Origin of the sequence: Janthinobacterium sp. 344 (assembly GCF_900112025.1) — a bacterium.
Classification (GTDB): Bacteria; Pseudomonadota; Gammaproteobacteria; order Burkholderiales; family Burkholderiaceae_D; genus Janthinobacterium.
Window position 1 is genome coordinate 167,684 of the sequence record NZ_FOKL01000007.1, and the last position, 19,264, is coordinate 186,947.

At 69.1% G+C, this 19,264-nt stretch carries 10 protein-coding genes; 5 read left to right on the top strand and 5 right to left on the bottom strand.

All coding sequences use genetic code 11. The features are described 5' to 3' along the window. Nucleotides 1–3: 3 nt before the first annotated feature. The 5 genes from rnr to BM193_RS19245 all read left to right on the top strand — a co-directional run bounded on the left by rnr (nt 4) and on the right by BM193_RS19245 (nt 5,624). The gene (gene rnr / locus BM193_RS19225; protein WP_092799625.1) at nt 4–2,583 is read left to right on the top strand and encodes a ribonuclease R; all 2,580 of its coding nucleotides are present in this window, start codon (nt 4–6) and stop codon (nt 2,581–2,583) included. 3 nt (nt 2,584–2,586) lie between these two features. Then, nucleotides 2,587–3,330, top strand: a complete 744-nt coding sequence (gene rlmB, locus BM193_RS19230) for a 23S rRNA (guanosine(2251)-2'-O)-methyltransferase RlmB (RefSeq protein WP_092799623.1) — start codon at nt 2,587–2,589, stop codon at nt 3,328–3,330. A gap of 314 nt (nt 3,331–3,644) precedes the next feature. Then, nucleotides 3,645–4,394 carry a serine O-acetyltransferase gene (gene cysE / locus BM193_RS19235; protein WP_092799621.1) on the top strand — a complete coding sequence of 250 codons (750 nt, stop codon included), beginning with the start codon at nt 3,645–3,647 and terminating at the stop codon, nt 4,392–4,394. Between the two features lie 10 nt (nt 4,395–4,404). Beyond that, complete coding sequence (locus BM193_RS19240; protein ID WP_092799619.1) at nt 4,405–5,103, top strand: YceH family protein; 699 nt, start codon at nt 4,405–4,407, stop codon at nt 5,101–5,103. Nucleotides 5,104–5,117: 14 nt separating this feature from the next. After that, the gene (locus BM193_RS19245; RefSeq protein ID WP_092799617.1) at nt 5,118–5,624 is read left to right on the top strand and encodes a DUF2199 domain-containing protein; all 507 of its coding nucleotides are present in this window, start codon (nt 5,118–5,120) and stop codon (nt 5,622–5,624) included. Between the two features lie 52 nt (nt 5,625–5,676). Here the strand turns inward: BM193_RS19245 and BM193_RS19250 are convergent, their stop codons facing one another. The 5 genes from BM193_RS19250 to BM193_RS28815 all read right to left on the bottom strand — a co-directional run bounded on the left by BM193_RS19250 (nt 5,677) and on the right by BM193_RS28815 (nt 19,085). Then, nucleotides 5,677–6,825, bottom strand: a complete 1,149-nt coding sequence (locus BM193_RS19250) for a GGDEF domain-containing protein (RefSeq protein WP_092799615.1) — start codon at nt 6,823–6,825, stop codon at nt 5,677–5,679. Between the two features lie 345 nt (nt 6,826–7,170). After that, nucleotides 7,171–8,340 carry an HlyD family type I secretion periplasmic adaptor subunit gene (locus BM193_RS19255; protein WP_092799613.1) on the bottom strand — a complete coding sequence of 390 codons (1,170 nt, stop codon included), beginning with the start codon at nt 8,338–8,340 and terminating at the stop codon, nt 7,171–7,173. Further along, nucleotides 8,337–10,487 (bottom strand): ATP-binding cassette domain-containing protein, encoded by a 2,151-nt coding sequence (locus tag BM193_RS19260; protein ID WP_217638497.1) that lies wholly within the window; start codon nt 10,485–10,487, stop codon nt 8,337–8,339. The genes BM193_RS19255 and BM193_RS19260 overlap by 4 nt, the downstream gene beginning before the upstream one ends. Nucleotides 10,488–10,515: 28 nt before the next feature. Further along, nucleotides 10,516–11,832, bottom strand: coding sequence for a TolC family protein (locus BM193_RS19265; RefSeq protein ID WP_092799611.1), 1,317 nt, complete (start codon nt 11,830–11,832; stop codon nt 10,516–10,518). A 122-nt stretch (nt 11,833–11,954) separates the two neighbouring features. After that, nucleotides 11,955–19,085, bottom strand: coding sequence for a hypothetical protein (locus tag BM193_RS28815; RefSeq protein WP_092799609.1), 7,131 nt, complete (start codon nt 19,083–19,085; stop codon nt 11,955–11,957). Nucleotides 19,086–19,264 lie beyond the last annotated feature (179 nt).

Below are 19,264 nucleotides of genomic sequence, written 5' to 3' on the forward strand. Positions count from 1 at the left end.
CTTTTGAGCCAAAATACCCACACCATCCCCAGCCGGGAGGACATTCTCGGCATATTCCGCAGCGTCAACGCGCCTCTCGATCCGCAGTCTCTCGGGAAAACGCTGCAAGTGCATGCCGACTCCATGGATGTCCTGGTCCGTCGCCTGAAGGCGATGGAGCGCGACGGCCAGCTCAAGTCTGATGCCAGCGGCGTATTCTCGCTGGCCGACCAGAGCGCGCTCGTCGCCGGTCGCGTCACCAGCCACCGCGATGGATTCGGCTTCGTCATCCCCGACGACGCCAGCGCCGACCTGTTCCTGCCTGAGAAAGAAATGCAGAAAGTGCTGCATGGCGACAAGGTCATGGCCCGCATCGTCGGCACGGACCGCCGCGGCCGCCCGGAAGGCACGATCGTCGAAGTCACGCAGCGCGCCAATACCCACGTCATCGGCCGCCTGATCCAGGAAAACGGCAACTGGGTGGTGGCGCCCGAAGACCAGCGCATCGGCCAGGATATCCTCGTCACCGGTTCGGTGGGCAAGGCGAAGGCCGGCCAGATCGTCAGCGTCGAGCTGACCGAGCAACCGATGCGCTTCAAGCAGCCCGTCGGCAAGATCGTCGAAGTGCTCGGTGCCCTCGATGACCCCGGCATGGAAATCGAGATTGCCGTACGTAAATTCAACGTGCCGCACATCTTTTCCGCCGCCGCCCTGAAACAGGCGGAAAAACTGCCGTTTGAAGTGCGCGCCGCCGACCTGAAAGACCGCGTCGACCTGCGCGACGTGCCGCTCGTCACCATCGACGGCGAAGATGCGCGCGATTTCGACGATGCCGTGTATTGCGAGCCCGTCAAGGTGGGCCGCGCCAACTGCTTCCGCCTGATCGTCGCCATTGCCGACGTCAGCCACTATGTGAAGCCGAACGACGCGCTCGATACCGATGCGCTCGAACGCAGCACCTCCGTGTACTTCCCGCGCCGCGTGATCCCGATGCTGCCGGAAAAACTGTCGAACGGCCTGTGTTCGCTGAACCCGGCCGTCGACCGCCTGACCCTCGTCTGCGACGCCGTCGTCAGCGACAAGGGCGAGCTCAAGGCTTACCAGTTCTACCCGGCCGTGATCCATTCGGCCGCGCGCCTCACGTATGACGAAGTGGCCGCCGTGCTGGGCAACACCAAGGGACCCGAGGCGGCCCGCCGCGCCGATATCCTGCCGCACCTGCAAAACCTGGAAGCCGTCTACCGCGCCTTGCTGAAGGCGCGCATGGAGCGGGGCGCCATCGACTTCGAGACGACGGAAACGTATATCGTCTGCAATAGCGCGGGCAAGATCGAAAAGATCATCCCCCGCACGCGCAACGAAGCGCACAAGATCATCGAAGAATGCATGCTGGCGGCCAACGTCTGCGCGGCCGATTTGCTGCTGCGTAACAAGCACCCCGGCACCTACCGCATCCACGCCAGCCCGACCAAGGAAAAACTCACGCAAGTGCGCACCTTCCTGAAGCAGGTGGGCCTGAACCTGACGGGCGGCGATACGCCATCGGCCTCCGATTACCAGACCCTGATGCAGCAGATCAAGCAGCGTCCCGACGCGGCCCTGCTGCAAACGATGCTGCTGCGCTCGATGCAGCAGGCCGTCTACAGCCCGGATAATATCGGCCACTTCGGCCTGGCGTACGAGGCGTATGCCCACTTCACCAGCCCGATCCGCCGCTATCCCGACCTGCTCACGCACCGCGCCATCAAGGCCATCTTGCAAGGCAAGAAGTACGAGCCGAAGCTGTCCGACAAGGTCGTGCTGAACACGAACGTGTCGAACGCCACGCGCAAGCAGCAGGCGAAGGACAAGGCCGACGGCAAGCCGAAGAAGACGGACCTGACGATCTGGGATGCGCTGGGCGTGCATTGCTCGGCCAACGAGCGCCGCGCCGACGAAGCGTCGCGCGACGTCGAAGCCTGGCTGAAGTGCTACTTCATGCAGGACAAGCTGGGCGAGGAATTCACCGGCACCATCACGGGCGTGACCACCTTCGGCGTCTTCGTGCAATTGGACACCCTGTTTGTCGAAGGCCTGGTGCACGTCACCGAGCTGGGCACCGATTACTTCCAGTACGACGATGCGCGCCATGAATTGCGCGGCGAACGCACGGGCAAGCGCTATCAATTGACGGACCGTCTGACGGTGCAAGTGGCAAGAGTCGACCTGGAAACGCGCAAGATCGACCTGCGCCTGGTGACCGATGCGGAACTGGCGGGCGAAGAAGCGCCGGCCAAGCCGCACGGCGGCAAGCGCAAGGGCGAAAAGAAATCGATGGTCAAGCCCGGTCCCGCGACCGAGCAGCGCCATGAAATCAAGGCCAGCGGCAACAACGGCGGCAAGCCCGCCAATGGTTCCGGCGGCCGTTCCAACGGCGCCAAGCCTGCCGCCAAGCCTGCCGCCAAGGCGCAAGCCAAGGCAGCGCCGAAGGAAGCCCCGAAGGCGGCAGCTGCCAAGGCAGCCGCGCCGAAGCGCAGCAAGAAACCAGCCGCGGCGCCCGCTGCGGCGGCACCACGAGCAGCAAAAACTGTATCTGCATCAAAAACAAGCAAGAAGAAACGATAAATAATGAAGAATAAAATGATTTTCGGCTTCCACGCCGTCACCTCGCGTCTGCGTCACGAAGCGTCGTCCGTGGAAGAAATTTTCGTCGATGCCAGCCGCGTCGACGGCCGCATGAAGGACATGATCGCCGCCGCCAAGTCGGCTGGCGTGCGCGTCATGCCCGTCGATTCGTCGCGTCTCGATAAAATCGTCGGCACGCGCCGCCACCAGGGCGTGATCGCGTTTGCCTCGCAACTGTCGCTGGCGCGCAACCTTGACGAGCTGCTGGACGCCATCGACGGCCCGCCGCTGCTGTTGATTCTCGATGGCATCACCGACCCGCACAACCTGGGTGCCTGCCTGCGCGTGGCCGACGGCGTCGGCGCCCATGCCGTCATCGTGCCGAAGGACCGCGCCGTGGGCTTGAACGCCACGGCCGCCAAGGTCGCCAGCGGCGCCGCCGAAACCGTCCCGTACATCACCGTGACGAACCTGGCGCGCACCATGCGCGAACTGAAGGACCGCGGCATCTGGCTGATCGGCACGTCGGACGACGGCGAAAAAGGCTTGTACGAAGCCGATTTCACGGGCCCGACGGCCCTCGTCATGGGTTCCGAAGGCGAAGGCATGCGCCGTTTGACGCGCGACACCTGCGACATGCTCGTCAGCATCCCGATGTTCGGCTCCGTCGAGAGCCTGAACGTATCGGTCGCCTCCGGCGTGTGCCTGTACGAAGCCCGCCGCCAGCGCATCGCGCTGGAAGCCTAAAAAACGTCCATGGCTGCGTTGCATTGCCTCGCCGTACTATCCGTACTGTCTTCGGCAATGCGCCTTGCCCTGAACGTTTTGAAAATAAGCGGGCAGGTACTTGGCGTGCCGTTTGCTTGATCTAGTGTTACCCCAAAAGCAAATCCTGGGGTCGTACCCTCAGGGTACGACCCCGGCACTTTCACCGTTGGGTTGAGTGTCCTTGATCAGCCGCCGCCCTCGAGGCGGCGCTTGTTTATCTGCCTCTCCGGCAGCATGCCACCGAATACGCTACCATTTGCGTCTTGTCTCTTACCTATTCAGAAATCCGTCTTATGTTCCACCACTTGCGCGAAGACATCAACAGCATCATCGAACGTGACCCCGCCGCCCGCAACGGCTGGGAGGTGCTGACCTGTTATCCGGGCTTGCACGCCATCGTCATGCACGGCTGGGCGCACTGGTGCTGGACGCGGCGCATGAAGTGGGTAGGGCGCTTCATTTCATATATCGGCCGCATCATCACGGGCATCGAGATCCACCCGGGCGCCACCATCGGCCGCCGCGTCTTCATCGACCACGGCTTCGGCGTGGTGATCGGCGAGACGGCCGTCGTCGGCGACGACTGCACCATCTACCAGGGGGTCACGTTGGGCGGCACCTCGCTGCACAGCGGCAGTAAACGCCATCCCACGCTGGAGCGCGGCGTCATCGTCGGCGCCGGCGCGCAGGTGCTGGGCAACTTCACGGTGGGCGAGTACGCCAAGGTGGGCTCGAACGCGGTGCTGCTCAAACCCGTGCCGGCTGGCGGCACGGCCGTGGGCAACCCCGCGCACATCGTGCAAAAGGATGTCAACGCCCTGCGCGAAGGCAGCACCGCGCATCTGTTCGCCGCGTATGGCGTCACGCCGAACGGCGACGATCCCCTGTCGAAGGCCCTGCAGGGCCTGATCACGCACGCCGTGGCGCAGGAGCAGCGCATCGAAACCATCCTCGCCACCCTGAAGGCGGCGGGCATTTGCTGCCAGGCCGTGCCTGAATGTGATAAATTTGATTCCGAGCAAATGAACAAACTGGTCGATTAAGGATTTATGCATGAATACTGATGTGACGGCAGCTGATAAAAGCAGCGACAATCCCAATCTGCTCGACCCCTTCGAGATCCGCGTGCTGGCCGTGCTGGCCGAAAAGGAAGCGCTGACGCCGGACAGCTATCCGCTCTCCCTGAACGCCCTGACGAACGGCTGCAACCAGCTCTCCAGCCGCGACCCCGTCATGGCCCTCTCCGAGGAAACCGTGTACGACGTGCTGCAGCGACTGATGCAGCGCAAGTTCGTCAACGGCATCACGCAGGCGGGCGCGCGGGTCGCCAAGTACGAGCACCGCATGCGCATCAAATGGTCGCTCGAGCAGGACAAGCTGGCCATCCTGACGATCCTGATGCTGCGCGGCCTGCAGACGGCGGGCGAAATCCGCAGCCGCAGCGGCAGGGTGCATGACTTCAAGTCCGTGGCGGAAGTGGAAGCGGGCCTGCAATTTCTGATCGACAAATATCCGCCGCTGGTGGCCAAGCTGGCCGTCGCGCCCGGCGCCAAGGAACCGCGTTACGGCCACTTGCTGGGCGGCGAGGAAGCGCTGGCGCAGAGCGAGACGGCGGCAGGTTACGCTGGTGCCGTCAGCGCGCCGCAGCAGGGCAGCCGGGTGGCCCAGCTGGAACAGGAAGTGCTGCAATTGCGCAGCGATTTCGACGGCCTGGCGGCGCAGTTCGAGGCGTTCCGCAGGCAATTCGAGTAAGGCGTCCTTCGCGCGTGACATTTTCCTTCCTGTGCCGTAGCTGCGGCGAAACCCACACGGGCATGCCCAGCTTCGGCGCCGATGCGCCGTGGCTGTATGAACAGATGACGCCGGCCGAACAGGCGGCGCGCTGCCAGCACGACAGCGATGCCTGCATCGTCGACGAAGAATACTGCTTCGTGCGCGCCACCATCGACATCCCCGTGCATGGCGCGGCTGAGCCGTTCAGCTGGGGCGTGTGGGTATCCCTGGGCGGCGACAGCTTCGACGCCTGGGATGCCTGCTTCCACGATGCCAAACGGGCCCACATCGGCCCCTTCTTCGGCTGGCTCAGCACGCGTCTGCCTGCCTATCCCGACACCCTGAACCTGAAAACCCGCGTGCACCTGCGCGACGACGGCCTGCGTCCATCCATCGAGCTCGAGCCGACGGACCACCCGCTGGCCGTGGAGCAGCGCGAGGGCATCTCGGCCGACAGAGTGGCCGAGCTGTATGCGCGGCTGGTGCATGGCGGCCAGTGACTGCGCCAGTTCTTGTGCAAGTGTCCCCATGATTTCGCGGGACCGGCAAACATCAGGCGCCCCGCACCATCCGCACGCTGTTGCGGCCCTCGCGCTTGGATGCGTACAAGGCGGCGTCGCCCAGTTCGAGCAGCGCGGATAAACTGGCCGGTGGCCGTTCGAACAGCGTGCCGCCCACGCTCAGCGTCACCGCCTTGGGCGTGGCAAACGCCTGTTGCGCCATCTGGCCGAACATGCCGCGCAAGGCATTACCCAGCGTCACCACGCTTTCGCTGCTGGCGCCGCGCAGCAAAATCACGAATTCATCCCCACCCAGCCTGGCGGCGACGGCGCCCTGCGGCAGCGTATTGCAGATCATTTCGCTGAGGGCCACCAGCAGTTTGTCGCCGGCGCTGTGGCCGTGCAAGTCATTGACCTGCTTGAAGTTGTCGATATCGATCAGCAGCAGGGCGCCGGGGTTGTGCGGCGAGGCCTGTTCCAGGAGCCCGGGGGCGCGCTGCTCCAGGGCGCGGCGGTTGTACAGGGCGGTGAGCGGATCGCGCGCGGCCAGCTGCTCGATGCGTTCCTCGCGGCGGTGGCGTTCCGTGCCCGTCATGGACAAGGCAATCAGCATGATCGCCATGGCGCCTTCCACCAGTGAAATCTGGATCACTTCGCCACGGAAGGAGGCCAGGTCGACGAAGGTATCGAGTGCAACGATGGAGGCGGCCTTGGCGCAGTAGAAGAGGCCATGCAGCAGCAGGACATAGCGTAGCTGCACGGCGCCCACGCTGAGGGAAACGCCATGCGGGCGCAGCAGGAAGCTGGCGTGCAGGCTGATGCCGCCGATGAGCAATGATTGCGTGACGAACATTAGCTTGGACCACCAGGGGCCGCCCGGCAGCAGCAGCATGGCCAGCCAGACGAGGGCAAGCAGAGTCCACGCGCGCGACAATCGCATGTCCGTGAATCTGGCGACGCCTGCCAGGAACAGCCAGTGCGCGCCGATCAGCAAGCCATTGGCAAACCAGATTCCGATCAGTAAAAAGCCGCTGCTGCGCAGCAGGGCCAGCACGCAGCCGACGGTGATGACGGCAAACCCTGCGCTCCAGAGCAGCAGCGATTGCTCGCGCACGCTGCGCCATTCCACTGCCAGGTACAGCGCGGCGGCGGCCGCCAGGGCGGTCGTGAGGATGAGGATGGTGGAAGGATCGAGTGCCATGCGTCAGGAGGGGCGTGAGATTGCCCGGATTAGCAGATTGAACAGAGGGGCGCTATTTTAGCGCTCTCCAGGACAAGTGTAGCCCATCTTTGTTGACTGCAAGTATCAAGCTGGGGCCGGCGGATCACCCGCCGGGCGTGACGCAGTGCGCTGCTGGGCACGCTGCCCGCTGAAATGCATCATGATGTCGATGCGCCGGCGGCGGCGTGGCAGTTTGTCGAGGCCAGGGGGCGCACGCATCAAGGCGGTACGGACGGGGCGCGCATGCCGCCTGCGCCCAAGCCGGCCGCGCACGCCAGGCGCCGCCGTTTTCACCGCATGGCGCTCGCCGGGGACGACGCGCCGTCACCGCTCCCCCAGCGACTCCGAAAATGTCTTGGTGATCGGTTTCGTCAGATAGCGCAAGACCGTCTTGCGCCCCGTGTTGATTTCCACGGTGGCCGTCATGCCGGGCTGGATCAGGATCGGCTCGCCGTTCTTGCCAACCAGGTTGCGTCCGCTGGTCTTGATCTGCACGCGGTAGTACGGCTGTTCGTTGCCCTTGTTGTCTTCACTTAAGGTGTCGGCGCTGATGTAGCTGACCGTGCCGCGCAGGCGGCCGTAGATGCCGTAGTCGTAGGCGTCCAGTTTCACGGCCGTGGGCAGGCCCGGCTTGATGAAGGCGATGTCGGCCGGTTTGACTTTCGCCTCGATGATCAGGTCATCGTCCGTGGGCACGATCTGCAGGATTTCCTCGCCCGGCTTGGCCACGCCGCCCAGGGTGGTGAGGCGCACGTTGCGCACGATGCCGTCCGTGGGCGCGTAGATGTCCGTCGAACCGAGCTGCTCCTTGCGCTGCGTCACCGTCTGCAGCACGCCGGCCAGGTCTTCCTGGGCTTTCACCAGGTCCGTCTGGCTGTCCTGCAGGTATTTGTTGCGCCGGTTCGTGATCTGCGCCTGGATGTCGACCACTTGCCGGCGCAGTTTCAGCACCTCGGCGCGGCTCACATCGCCCGTCTCCAGCAGCGGCAAATTCATTTCCAGCTCTTCCTTGATCAGCTTCATGGCGCTGTCCAGCGCGCCCACTTCCGCCTGCACGGCGCCCTGGCGCTTGGTGAACAGCGTCATCTGGTTGGCGCGGAACTCGGGAAAGGCCTGCAGTTCGGGCGGGAATGTCGGCGTGCCGCCAAACACCTCCGCCTGCAGGCGCGCCACGGTCGCCTTCAAGCCCGCCGCCTTGGCCGTGCTTTCCAGGTAGCTCGTTTCGGCGCGCGTGCGGTCGAAGCGCGCCAGCAGTTCGCCTTTTTTCACGACGCTGCCTTCATGCACGCGCAACTCGCTGAGCACGCCGCCGTCGGCCACCTGGATGATCTGGTTGCGCGAACTGGCGATCACCTGGCCATTGGCGCGCGTCACCTGGTCCAGCTCCGCCCACGAGGCCCAGGCGATGACGCCCGCCAGCGCCGCCGTGCAGCTCCAGATCAGCACCCGGCCCCGTTTCGCTTCCTCTTTCGCTTCGACTTTGGCGAGCTTCATGCGACGGCTCCCTGCGCCACGGGCGCGGAGGCCGGCTGCGGTGCCGGGACCGGTGTCGGCACGGCCTGCGGCTTGCCCGACAGCTTGGCCAGCACGGCATCGCGCGGTCCGTCGAGCAGCACGCGGCCCGCCTGCAGCACCACCAGGCGGTCGAGCAGGGGCAGCAGGGCGTTCTTGTGCGTGGTGGCGACCATGGTCACGCCTTCGGCCGCCAGTTCGCCCAAGAGAGCCACGATGCGCGACTCCGTCTTCGCATCCATGGCGCCCGTCGGTTCATCGAGCAGCCAGATGCGCGGCTTGGCCAGCAGCAGGCGCGTGACGGCGATCAGCTGGCGCTGGCCGCCCGAGACACCGCGTCCGCCCTCGGTGATGGCCAGCGCCAGTCCCCGCGGCTGGCCCAGTATCAGCTCGATCAGGCCCGTGCGTTTGGCCGCCGCGAGGATCGCTTCCTCGCCCGGATCGGCCAGGCCCAGCAGCAGGTTGTCGCGCAGGCTGCCGCTGAACAGCCGCGTTTCCTGCGGCAGGTAGCCGACCATTTCGCGCACCACGGGCGGCGCCAGCAGGGCCACGTCGACGTCGCCCAGGTACACCTTGCCCTCGGCCGGCTGGTACAGGCCCGACGCCAGTTTCAGCAGGGTGCTCTTGCCCGAGCCGATGGCGCCCACCAGGCCCACCCGTTCGCCGGGCCGGAAGGCGAGGTTTTCCACTTCCAGCGCCACTTTCTGCGCGCCGCCATACGTAAAGCGGATGCGTTCGAAGCGCAGGCCCGTATCGAGGCTGCGCGGCGTCAGCGCGAACTGGGCGTTATCGGCCTCGTTGGGCAGGCTGATGACTTGTTCCAGGCCGTCGATCGAGGCGCGCGCATGCGCCCACTGCACCATCACGGCGGGCAGCTGCACGATGGGCATCAGGGCGCGGTTGCTGATGATGGTGCAGGCCATCAGGGCGCCCATGGTCATCTGGTTTTCCGCCACGAACCAGGCGCCCATGGAGATCAGCGCCACGTTGGTCAGCTGCTGGAAGGCGGCCGTGATGTTCTGCGACAGGGCCGCGTAGTCGCGGATATTCTGTTCCGCGTGGCTGGTCTCGGCCACCAGCTCGGCCCAGCGCGCCTGCATCATCCATTCGGCGCTGCTGCCCTTGAGGGTTTCCACGCCATCGACGGCTTCGACCAGCAAGCCCGCCTTGCGGTTGCTGGCATTGAGGTTCTTGCGCGTGTGCGCCTGGATGGCGCGCTGGAACATCAGTCCGCACACCAGGGCCAGCGGCAGGGCCACCAGCGGCACCACCACCAGCCAGCCGCCGATGATGGTGATCATGGCCAGGAAGATCAGCGCGAAGGGCACGTCCGTCAGCACGAACAGGGACGTCGAGGTGAGCACGCCGCGCACCATTTCAAAGCCTTTCACCTGCGCCGCCAGGGTGCCGACGGAGGCGGGACGCGCTTCCATGCGGATGCCCAGCATGCGCTGGAAAAACCATTCGGACAGTTCATGGTCGACATCGTTGCACGAGTGGTCGACGATGCGGCTGCGCACCTGCTTGAGGATGAATTCCAGGCCGATCGACAGGGCCACGCCCACCACCAGCACCCACAAGGTGCTGAAGCTCTGGTTGGGAATCACGCGGTCGTACACCTGCATGGAAAACAGCGAGGTGGCCATGGTCAGCAGCGTCACCAGGGCGGTGGCCAGCACGGCGTCGACAAACACGCTTTTCTTCAGCCACAGCGCGTCGCGCACCAGGCCCAGGGCGCCGGGGCGCGCCGCGCTCTTTTCGGGGCGGCGCGGCAGTCCCACGCAGGCCAGGCCGGCCAGCGAGGCCAGTTGCAGGGCGCGCCCATCGATGCCTTCGCCGCGCCAGGCACCGTCCGCGCCGCGCGACTGCAGCAAGCCCCAGCCCGTGCTGGCGCTGTAGACGGCGAACGGCAATTCGCCCGGCGTCGGTTCGTGCAGCGGGCGCGCCGTGCCTTCCAGCCCGGCCGCCTGCCACACCGTGGTGAGGACGCTGACGGGCGCGCCGTTGTCGTCGATGTCTTCCAGCTGGCGCTGCAAATCGGCCAGGCGGGCGCCAGCCAGGTGCTGGCCCGTCAGCCGCGCGGCGCGGTCGATAAGGGTCAGCAAGCCGTGTTTGATGGAGGTATCCATGCTCTCTCCTGTCGCTATTCTGTGGCGCTCAATGTGCGCGCATCGGTGAAGCGGGCGCCGTGCGCCCGGCCAGGGTGCCCGTCTGCGCGGCCAGGCGCAGGCTGGCGGCGATGGCTTGCGCGCGCGTGTCTTCCAGCGTGAATTGCGCCTGGGTGGCTTCGCGCACGGCGTTGAGCACATCGTTCCAGCTCTTGCGCCCGATGACGTACTGGCGCGCATACGATTCGAACACCTGCGTCGAGGTGGTGCTGGCCTCGCCCGCGTTGCCCAGGCGCTGGCGGCTCGCCTCGGCCTCGTTCCAGTCCAGGGTGAAACGCTCGCGCACCTCGCGTTCGGCCGCGTCGTGCGCGGCGCGCGCGCCTTCGCGCTTGGCGACGGCCGCATCCACGCCAGCCTTGGCGGACAGGCCGGCGCCCGGCTGCGCCTGCAGCACCAGCATGGCGCGCGTGCGGTTGTCGGCGTTGATGCCGCCCGTGGGTTTTTCCACGCGCAGCAGCACCTTCGGCATGTAGGCCGAACGCTGCAGCGTGATGTCGGAGTCGGCCGCCTGCGCCTCGAAATCGAGGCGCTGCAGGGTGGGGGAGTAGGCGATGGCCAGGGGCATGACGCGCTCCAGGCTGGCGTCGGGCAGCGGTTCGCCCACGCCGATGCCGGTGTTGCTGACCAGCCGCACGGGCTTGCCGGCCAGCTGCGACAGCTGCGCCAGCGCGTTCTCCAGGGCCTGGCGCGCATTCGACACGTCGTTGGCCGCCTGGTAGGCGCGCGATTCGGCCAGGCGCTGGTCCGTTTGCGAGCTGACCGACTGCAGCACGCGGCGCTGGATCATCTGCAGCAGGCGCTGGTGTTCGGCCAGGCCCTCTTCGGCAGAGCGCGCGCGGGCCGCCTGGCGCAGCGCTTCCGTGTAGGCGGCGATGACGCGCAAGGACAGGTTCAGGCGTTCTTCCTCGATGGCCGCGCCGGCCGCGTCGAGCCGGCTGCCCGCCGCGTCGATGCCGGCGTCGATGCGCCCGCCGCTCCACAGGGGCTGGTCGATGCGCACCACGCCGCCTGTTTCCTGCGAACCGGTGGGGACTTCCGCCGACAGGCTGGGGAAGCGCTGCCATTGCGCGCCATCGAGGTCGGCCCGCGCGGCCGCTTGCGCCGAGCGCTTGCCGGCGATGGTGGGATGGCTTTGCAGCGCCTGCTGCAAGACCTGGTCGAAGCTCCAGGCGGTGGCGCTCTGGGCGCCGGCAATTGGGGTCACGCTTGCCATGGCCACGGCCGCCAGTACGGCCGCGAGGCAGGGCAGGATGCCGGGCCAGGAGCGCCGGGCAGCTTGCGATACTGGATAACTGCGTAATCTCATCCCGTGTTTTTCCGGCCACGCGGCCTGAAGGTCTTCGTGGGTGTCGCTGGAACCGCAGGGGCGCGGCGCGATGGCGTGCGCGCCCCTGTGGCCATGCCGCTTACTGTTCCATGCTCAGCGCCTCAGACATGGAAGTTCGCCGCCGTCAGCTGCGTGATGTTCACGCCGCTCAGCAGCACCAGCGCCGTGTCGATGGCGTTGGCGTTGCTCAGGTCACTCGAGTGATAGACCGTCACGGCGCCGCTGTTTTGCGCATCGGCGATGACGATGTAGCCCTGTCCCGACAGCACGCTGTTGTCGGCCGCGATGGCATTGGCGGCATCGTGGATCGACACGGCCGTGCTGTCGAAGATGAACAGGTTGTCGGCGCCAAAGTCCGTGCCGAGGGTGACGCCCACCGCCACCGATGCCGTCAGGTGGGCGATGGCCGACATGTCGATCACGTCGCCGCCGGCGGCCGGCAGGCCGGTATGGAAGTCGGCCACCGTCAGCGGATTGTGCAGGGCATTCTGGCTCAGCACGAACAGCTGGCTCGCGTCCGTCAGGTCGGCCTGGGCCTGGGCCGCCGCTGCCGCCGCCGCATCGGCGTTCGCCGTTGCCGTCAGCGAGGCGGCATCCGTCAAGTCCGCCTGGGCCTGTGCCTGGGCCGCGGCGGCCGCTGCCGCATCGGCCGCCAGGTGCAGGGCGTTGGCGTCCGTCAGGGCGGCCGTTTGCGACGCTGCCAGCGCTGCCGCGGCGGCCGCATCGGCAGCCTGGGTGAGTGCCACGGCATCGGTCTGGTCGGCGATGGCTTGCACGGCGGCGGCGTGGGCGGCGTCCGCGTTCGACACCGCTGCCAGTGCATTGGCATCGGTCAGCGCGGCCTGGGCATTGGCTTGCGCCAGGGCCGCATCGGCCGCCTGCGCATTCGCATGCGCCTGGGCCGCTGCCGCGTCATCTGCCTGGGCGGCATTCGCGTTGGCGTGCGCCTGCGCCGCCGCCGCCGCCGCGCTGGCCGCAGCCGCATCGTCCGCTTGCGCCGCCTGCAGGGCCAGCAGCGAAGCGGCCGCCTGTGCCTGGGCCAGCGGCACGGCGGCATCGGCCGCGTGGGCGGCAAGCGCCGCTGCCGCCGCATTGTTGGCGTTCAGGGTGGCAGCCGCTGCCGCCGCATCGTCGGCCTGTGCCGCTTGTGCCGCCGCCAGCGAGATGGCGGCTTGGGCGGCCGCTGCCGCTGCGGCGTTATCGTCATTTTGCGCCGCCGTGGCGGCGGCTTGCGCGGCGGCTGCCGCCGTTGCCGTGCTGACGGCCAGGGCGTCGGCGGCGATGGCTGCCGCGTGCGCGCCGGCGGCGGCCGTGGCGTTGGCCGCTGCCTGGTTGGCGGCCAGATCGTCGGCTTGCGCCGCCTGTGCCGCCGCCAGGGCGGCCGCTGCCGCCGCCGCGCTGGCCGCGGCCGTGGCATCGGCCGCCGCGGCTGCCGTGGCGGCCGCTTGCGCCACCGAGGCGGCGGCTGCCGCGTCGGCTGCCGCCTGGTCGTCGGCGACGGCGGCGTCATGTCCGGCCTGGGCGTTGGCGGCATTCGTGGCGGCCAGCGCTGCGGCCGCGTCGTCGGCCTGCGCCGCTTGCGTGGCTGCCAGGGAAATGGCGGCCGCCGCTGCCGCCGCTGCGGCGGCGGCATCGTCGGCATGCGCATTTTGCGCGGCCAGCTGGGCGGCGGCGGCTGCCGCGGCGGTGGCACTGGCATTCGCATCGGCGGCGAGGGCCGCGTTCAGCGCCAGCTGGGCATTGGCGGCGGCGGTGGCCGCTGCCGCTGCCGTGGCGTCGTCGGACTGGGCATTGAGCGTGGCGGCCAGCGAGATGGCCGCCTGCGCCACCGCCGCTGCCGCGGCGGCATCGGCGTTCTGTGCCGCGACGGCCGCCGCATGGGCCGCCGCCGCATTGGCGGCAGCCGTGGCGGCTGCCGCATCATCGGCCTGCGCCGCTGTCAGCGCCGCATGGGCCGCCGCCGCATTGGCATTGGCCTGGGCGGCATCATTTGACGCATTCTGGGCGCTGATAAGCAGGTTCAGTTTCAGCGTCTTGTCATTGTCGGCATCCAGGGCGTTGGTATCGGCCGTCACGGCCGCGTTCAGGTTGGCGATGGCCGCATTGAGCGCGGCATGGGCGTTGATGGCTGCCGTATCGGCCAGTTGCGCCGCCAGCGTGGCCGCTGCCGAGAGCGCCGCCGTGTGCGCGGCATTGGTGGCGGCATCGTCGGCGGCCAATGCGGCGCTGGCCGCGGCCAGGGCATTGTTGGCTGTCGTGGCGAGGGCTGCCAGGGCGGCGTCGGCCAACAGCGCGGCGTTGGCAACGAGTTGGGCGGCTGCCGCCGCTGCCGCCGTGCTTGCGGCTGTGGCGTCGTCGTTCTGGGCAGCCGTGGTGGCGGCGAGCGAGGCATTGGCTGTCAGGATTGCCGCGTTCAGCACGTTCGTGGCGTTGGTCAGGGCGGCTTGGGCATTGCTGGCCACCGTGTTCGCCGCAGCGGCGGCGCTGTCGTCGGCCAGTGCCTGGTTCAGCGCGGCCAGGGCGCTGGCTGCTGCGGCGGCGGTCGTGCCCACGGCCGCGTCGGCCGCTTGCGCGGCCTGGGTGGCCGCCAGCGAGATCGATGCCGTGAGGGCTGCTGCCGCCGCGGCGGCATCATCGGCCTGTGCGTGCTGGGTGGCGGCGGCCGAGATGGCGGCGATGGCGGCTGCTGCGGCGGCGGCCGTGTCGGCGGCCGTGGCGGCGGCAGCGGCCGCCGTTGCGTTGGTGGCATTCAGGGCAGCCGAGGCGGCGGCCGCATCGTCGGCCAGTGCCTGGTTCAGCGCGGCCAGCGCGTTGGCGGCGATGGCGGCGGTGCTGGCGGCGGCGTTATCGGCCAATTGCGCCGCTTGCGCCGCCGCTTGCGAGGCGGCGGCCACGGTGGCGGCCGCGGCTGCGGCGGCATCGTCGGCGATGGCGCCGGCGGTGGCCGCGTTGGCCAGCACGGCGGCGGCGGCCGTGCTGGCCGCATTCGCGTCGGCGGCCAGTGCGGCATTCAAGGCGGCCAGGGCGCTGGCGGCCGTCGCGGCGGTGGAGGCGGCGGCCGCATCGGCCGCTTGCGCCGCCTGTGCGGCGGCCAACGAGGTGGCCGCCACGCCGGCGGCGGTCGCCGCGAGCGTATCGTCCAGCTGTGCCGCAGTGGCGGCCGCTTGCGAGGTCAGTGCCAGGGTGGCGGCGGCGGTGGCGGCATTGTCGGCGGCGAGCGCATTGTTCAATGCCGTCAGCGACGCGGCCGCCGTGGCGGCCGTTGAAGCGGCGGCCGCGTCGTCGGCCTGCGCCGATTGTGCGGCGGCCAGTGACAGGGCCGCCGTGGTGGCCGCCGTCGTCGAGGCCAGCGCCGCCACCAGGTCCAGCGGATGGGCCGCTGAATAGGCGGCCAAGGCGGCGGCATGGGCGGCGTCGTTGTTGGCGATGGTAGTGAGCGCGGCCGCATCCGTCAGTGCGGCCTTGGTGGCGGCCACGGTGGCGGCCGTCACGTCCAGCGTGTGCTGGGTGCCCAGCAGCACGGCGTCCGTCAGGCCGGCCAGGGTGGCGGCGGCCGTGGCGGCCGTGGCGTTCGCTGTCGCTACCAGTCCCAGCGCAACGGCATCGGTCAGGTTGGCCGTCGTCTGCGCGGCCGTGGCGGCGGCCGCATCGACGGTGGCCGTCAAGCCCAGGGCCACGGCGTCGGTCAGGGCGGCGGTGGCGGCGGCCGTGTTGGCGGCGGCCGTGGCGGCCGTCGAGACGGTCCCCAGGGCCACGGCATCGGTCAGGTTGGCCACGGCGGCAGCGGCGCTGGCGGCCGTGTTGGCGGCCGTCGAGACCAGGCCCAGCGCGACGGCGTCCGTCAGGTTGGCCGTCGCCTGCAAGGTGGCGGCGGTGGCCGCGTCGGCCGTGGCGACCAGGCCCAGGGCCGTGGCGTCAGTCAGCGCGGCGGTGGAGGCGGCCGCGTTGGCCGCTGCCGTGGCGGCGCTCGATGCGGTGCCCAGGGCGACCGCATCGGTCAGGTTGGCAACATTGGCGGCCGTGTTGGCGGCGGCCGTGGCGGCTGTCGCGATCAGGCCCAGGGCGGCGGCGTCCGTCAGGTTGGCCGTTGCCTGCAGGGCGGCGGCGGCGCTGGCGTCGGCCGTGGAGACCAAGCCCAGTGCCGTGGCGTCCGTCAGCGCCGCCAGGCTGGCGGCCGAGGCGGCGGCCAGCGCATCGGCGTTCGAAATGAGGCTGAGCGCGATGGCGTCCGTCTGGCCCGCCGTCGTGACGGCGGCGGCGGCGGCGGCATCGGCGGCCGACGACACGAGGCCCAGGGCCGCAGCATCGGTCTGGTTGGCGAGCAACTGCGCCGCCGCCAGGGCATTTTGCGCCAGCGTATTGGCGGCCGTCAGCGAGTTGACGGCGGTCTGGGCGGCCACCGCAGCGGCGGCGTCGGCCGTGGAAATCACGCCCAGTGCACCGGCATCGGTCAGCGCCGCCGTGGCGGCGGCTGCCGTTGCGGCGGCCTGGGCGGCGGCAGCGGCACTCACCGCGGAGATATCGATCCCGCCGAGCAGGGCGGCCGTCTCCGCCGCCGAGACGGCAGAGGCGGCCGTGGCGGCGAGCGCGCCGGCATCGGTCAGGTCGGCGGTGACTTGCAAGCCGGCCGCCACCAGCGCATCGGCGCTGGAGATCCCCAGCAGGACGCTGACATCCGTCAGGCTGGCGGTGAGGTCGGCATTGTCCGCATCGACCTGCAGGGCATTGACGGTGGCCGTCAGGTCGACCACGCTGGTCTGGCCGGCCGTCACATTGGCGGCCAGGGCGGCGAGGCTGGCGAGATTGAAGGCGTTGAGCGCGACGTTGACGTCCAGCAAGGAGGCTTGCGCATTGGCGGCGGCCGCATCGGCATCGGCCTGGTCAGCCGCTTGCTGCAGGGCGACGACATCGGTCTGGTCGGCCACTGCCTGGGCATTGGCGGCGTCGGTCGCGGCGGCCGCATCGGCGGCGGCCAGGGCGGATGCATCCGTCTGGTTGGCCGTGTTTTGCGCGGCCAGCGCGGCGGCGGCGTCGGCGTCGGACACCAGCTGCAGCGCAGCCGCATCGGTGAGCGCCGCTTGTGCGGCGGCAGCGGCGGACGTGCTGGCGGCCGCATCGGCGCTGATCTGCAGGGCGGCGGCGTCGGACAGGCTGGCGCTGATGGCGGCATTCGCCGCCAGGGTGGCGGCGGCTGCGGCGGCCGCATCCAGCGCGCTGGCATCGGTGGCGGCGGCTGTCGCTGCCGCCGCCGCTGCCGCTGCCGCATCGGCGTCGGAAATCACTTGCAGGGCGGCCGCATCGGTCAGGCCGGCCTGGAATTGCGCCGCGTCCGATGCCGCGGTGGCGGCGTCGGCGATCAGGCCCAGGGTCGGCGCATCCGTCATGTTCGCTTGTGTCTGCGCATTGGCGGCGTTGGTGGCGGCCGCATCGGCTGCCGCCTGCAAGGCGGCGGCGTCGGTGGCGTTGGCGATCGAGGCATCCCAGCCGGCAACACCGGCGGCGGCGTCAGCGGCCATGCTGAGGGCCACGGCGTCGGTCAGGTTGGCTTGTGTGTTGGCGGCAATGGCGGCATTCGCAGCCACGCTGGCGGCGATGCCCAGCGCCGTGGCGTCGGTGGCATTGGCGGCATTGGCGGCATCGGCCGCTGCGGTGGCGGCCGCGTTCGCGGCGGCGGCCAGTGCGGCGGCATCGGAGACGTCTGCCAGCTCGGTCGCGGCGGCGGACGCGGCGGCATCCGCATCCGCGACGAGCGTCAGGGCGGCGGCATCGGTCAGGCTGGCCTGAATGCCGGCGGCGACGGCAGCGTTAGCGGCGGCGGTCGCCGCCAGATCCAGTGCGGCCGCGTCCGTCGCATTGGCCAGCGCCGTGGCGGCGGCGGCGGCAGCGGCGTCATTGGCCGAGACGACGCCCAGCGCGGCGGCATCGGTCAGGGCCGCCTGCGCGTTGGCGGCGGCGGACGCGACATCGGCCGCGTCGGCGATCAGTTGCAGTGCTGGCGCATTGGTTTGATCGGCTTGCGTTTGCGCCGCATTGTCAGCGGCTTGCGCGGCGGCGGCGTTGGCGGCGGCGGCCGCTGCGGCCGCATCGTCGTTTTGCGCCGCAGTCGTGGCCGCCTGCGAGGCGGCGGCTGTGGCGGCAGCGGCGGCGGCCGCATTGTCGTCATTCGTGGCGGCAGTGGCCGCTGCCTGGGCGCCGGGAACGACGGCCGCCGTGCTGGCGGCCAGCGCATCGTCGCTGGCGGCGCTATTCGCGGCGGCCAGGGCCGCAGCGGCGGCGGCCGCCGCTTGCGCGGCCAGCTGGTCGTCCTGAATGGCGCTGTTGGCCGCCGCCTGGGCGGCGGCGGCGATGGCGGCGGCCGCGGCGGCGGCCGCATCGTCAGCCAGTGCGCTGTTGGCGGCAGCCAATGCGGCGGCCGCGGCGGCTACCAGGGTGTCATCGACCGTGATGGTGACCGATTGATGCGTCGGATCGGTGCCGGTGCCCCCGGTGCCGCCCGTGCCACCCGTACCTCCGGTGCCGCCCGTGCCGCCGGTGCCACCCGTGCCCTGGCCGCCGGTTGACCCGCCCGTTCCCGTGCCACCCGTGCCGCCGGTACCGCCGGTGCCCGTGCCGCCCGTGCCGCCGGTGCCCGTGCCGCCCGTACCGCCTGTGCCTGTTCCTCCTGTGCCGCCCGTGCCGGAGCCGCCGGCGGCCGCGCCGCCACCGCCACCGCCCGCCGCGGCAACCAGGCCGATGCCGCCGAGGGCGCCGATCACGCCGAGTCCGCCGAGTCCACCGAATCCGCCCGCGGCACCGGCACCAGCGCCCGTACCGGCCGAGGCACCGGCGATATCGACGACGCTGCCGCTGGGGATGCCTGCGGCACCGGCGCCCGCAGCGCCGGCGGCGCCGCCGTTGTTGCCGTTGTCTGGCGCGCCGGGATCGGCACCGCCGTTACCGGCCTGGCCCGTCGCCGCACCGCTGCCACCGCCCGCCGCTGCCGCGGCAGCGGCCACTGCGGCCGCCGCGCCCAGGGCGCCTGCATTGCCGCTATCGGCGCTGCCCGTTACTTCCACGACGTTTTCAGGCGGCATGGCTTGGTTGGCATCGGTGGTTTGCACCAGTTCGTCATCGTCATATTGCTTGCGCTCGCCATTCTTGGGATTGACGGCTTTTTTAACGGGTGTCGCCAGTTTGACGCCTGCGCCTTCGGCATTGACGGGAACTTGTGCTGGATTTGGGGTGGTGGCCATTTAAAAATCTCCGGAAGAGGTTATGTGCTCGTTCAATTTTTTTGAAGTATTGAAAAATCAATAAATAGATTTCGTTTCCATGGTTTCTCCGGCGTGGCTTGGGCCGTGATTGATCTGGGGTGCTGCGTATGCCTGCAGTGGCAAGTAAAACATATCTGACGAAAAAACGCTGGTGCAAA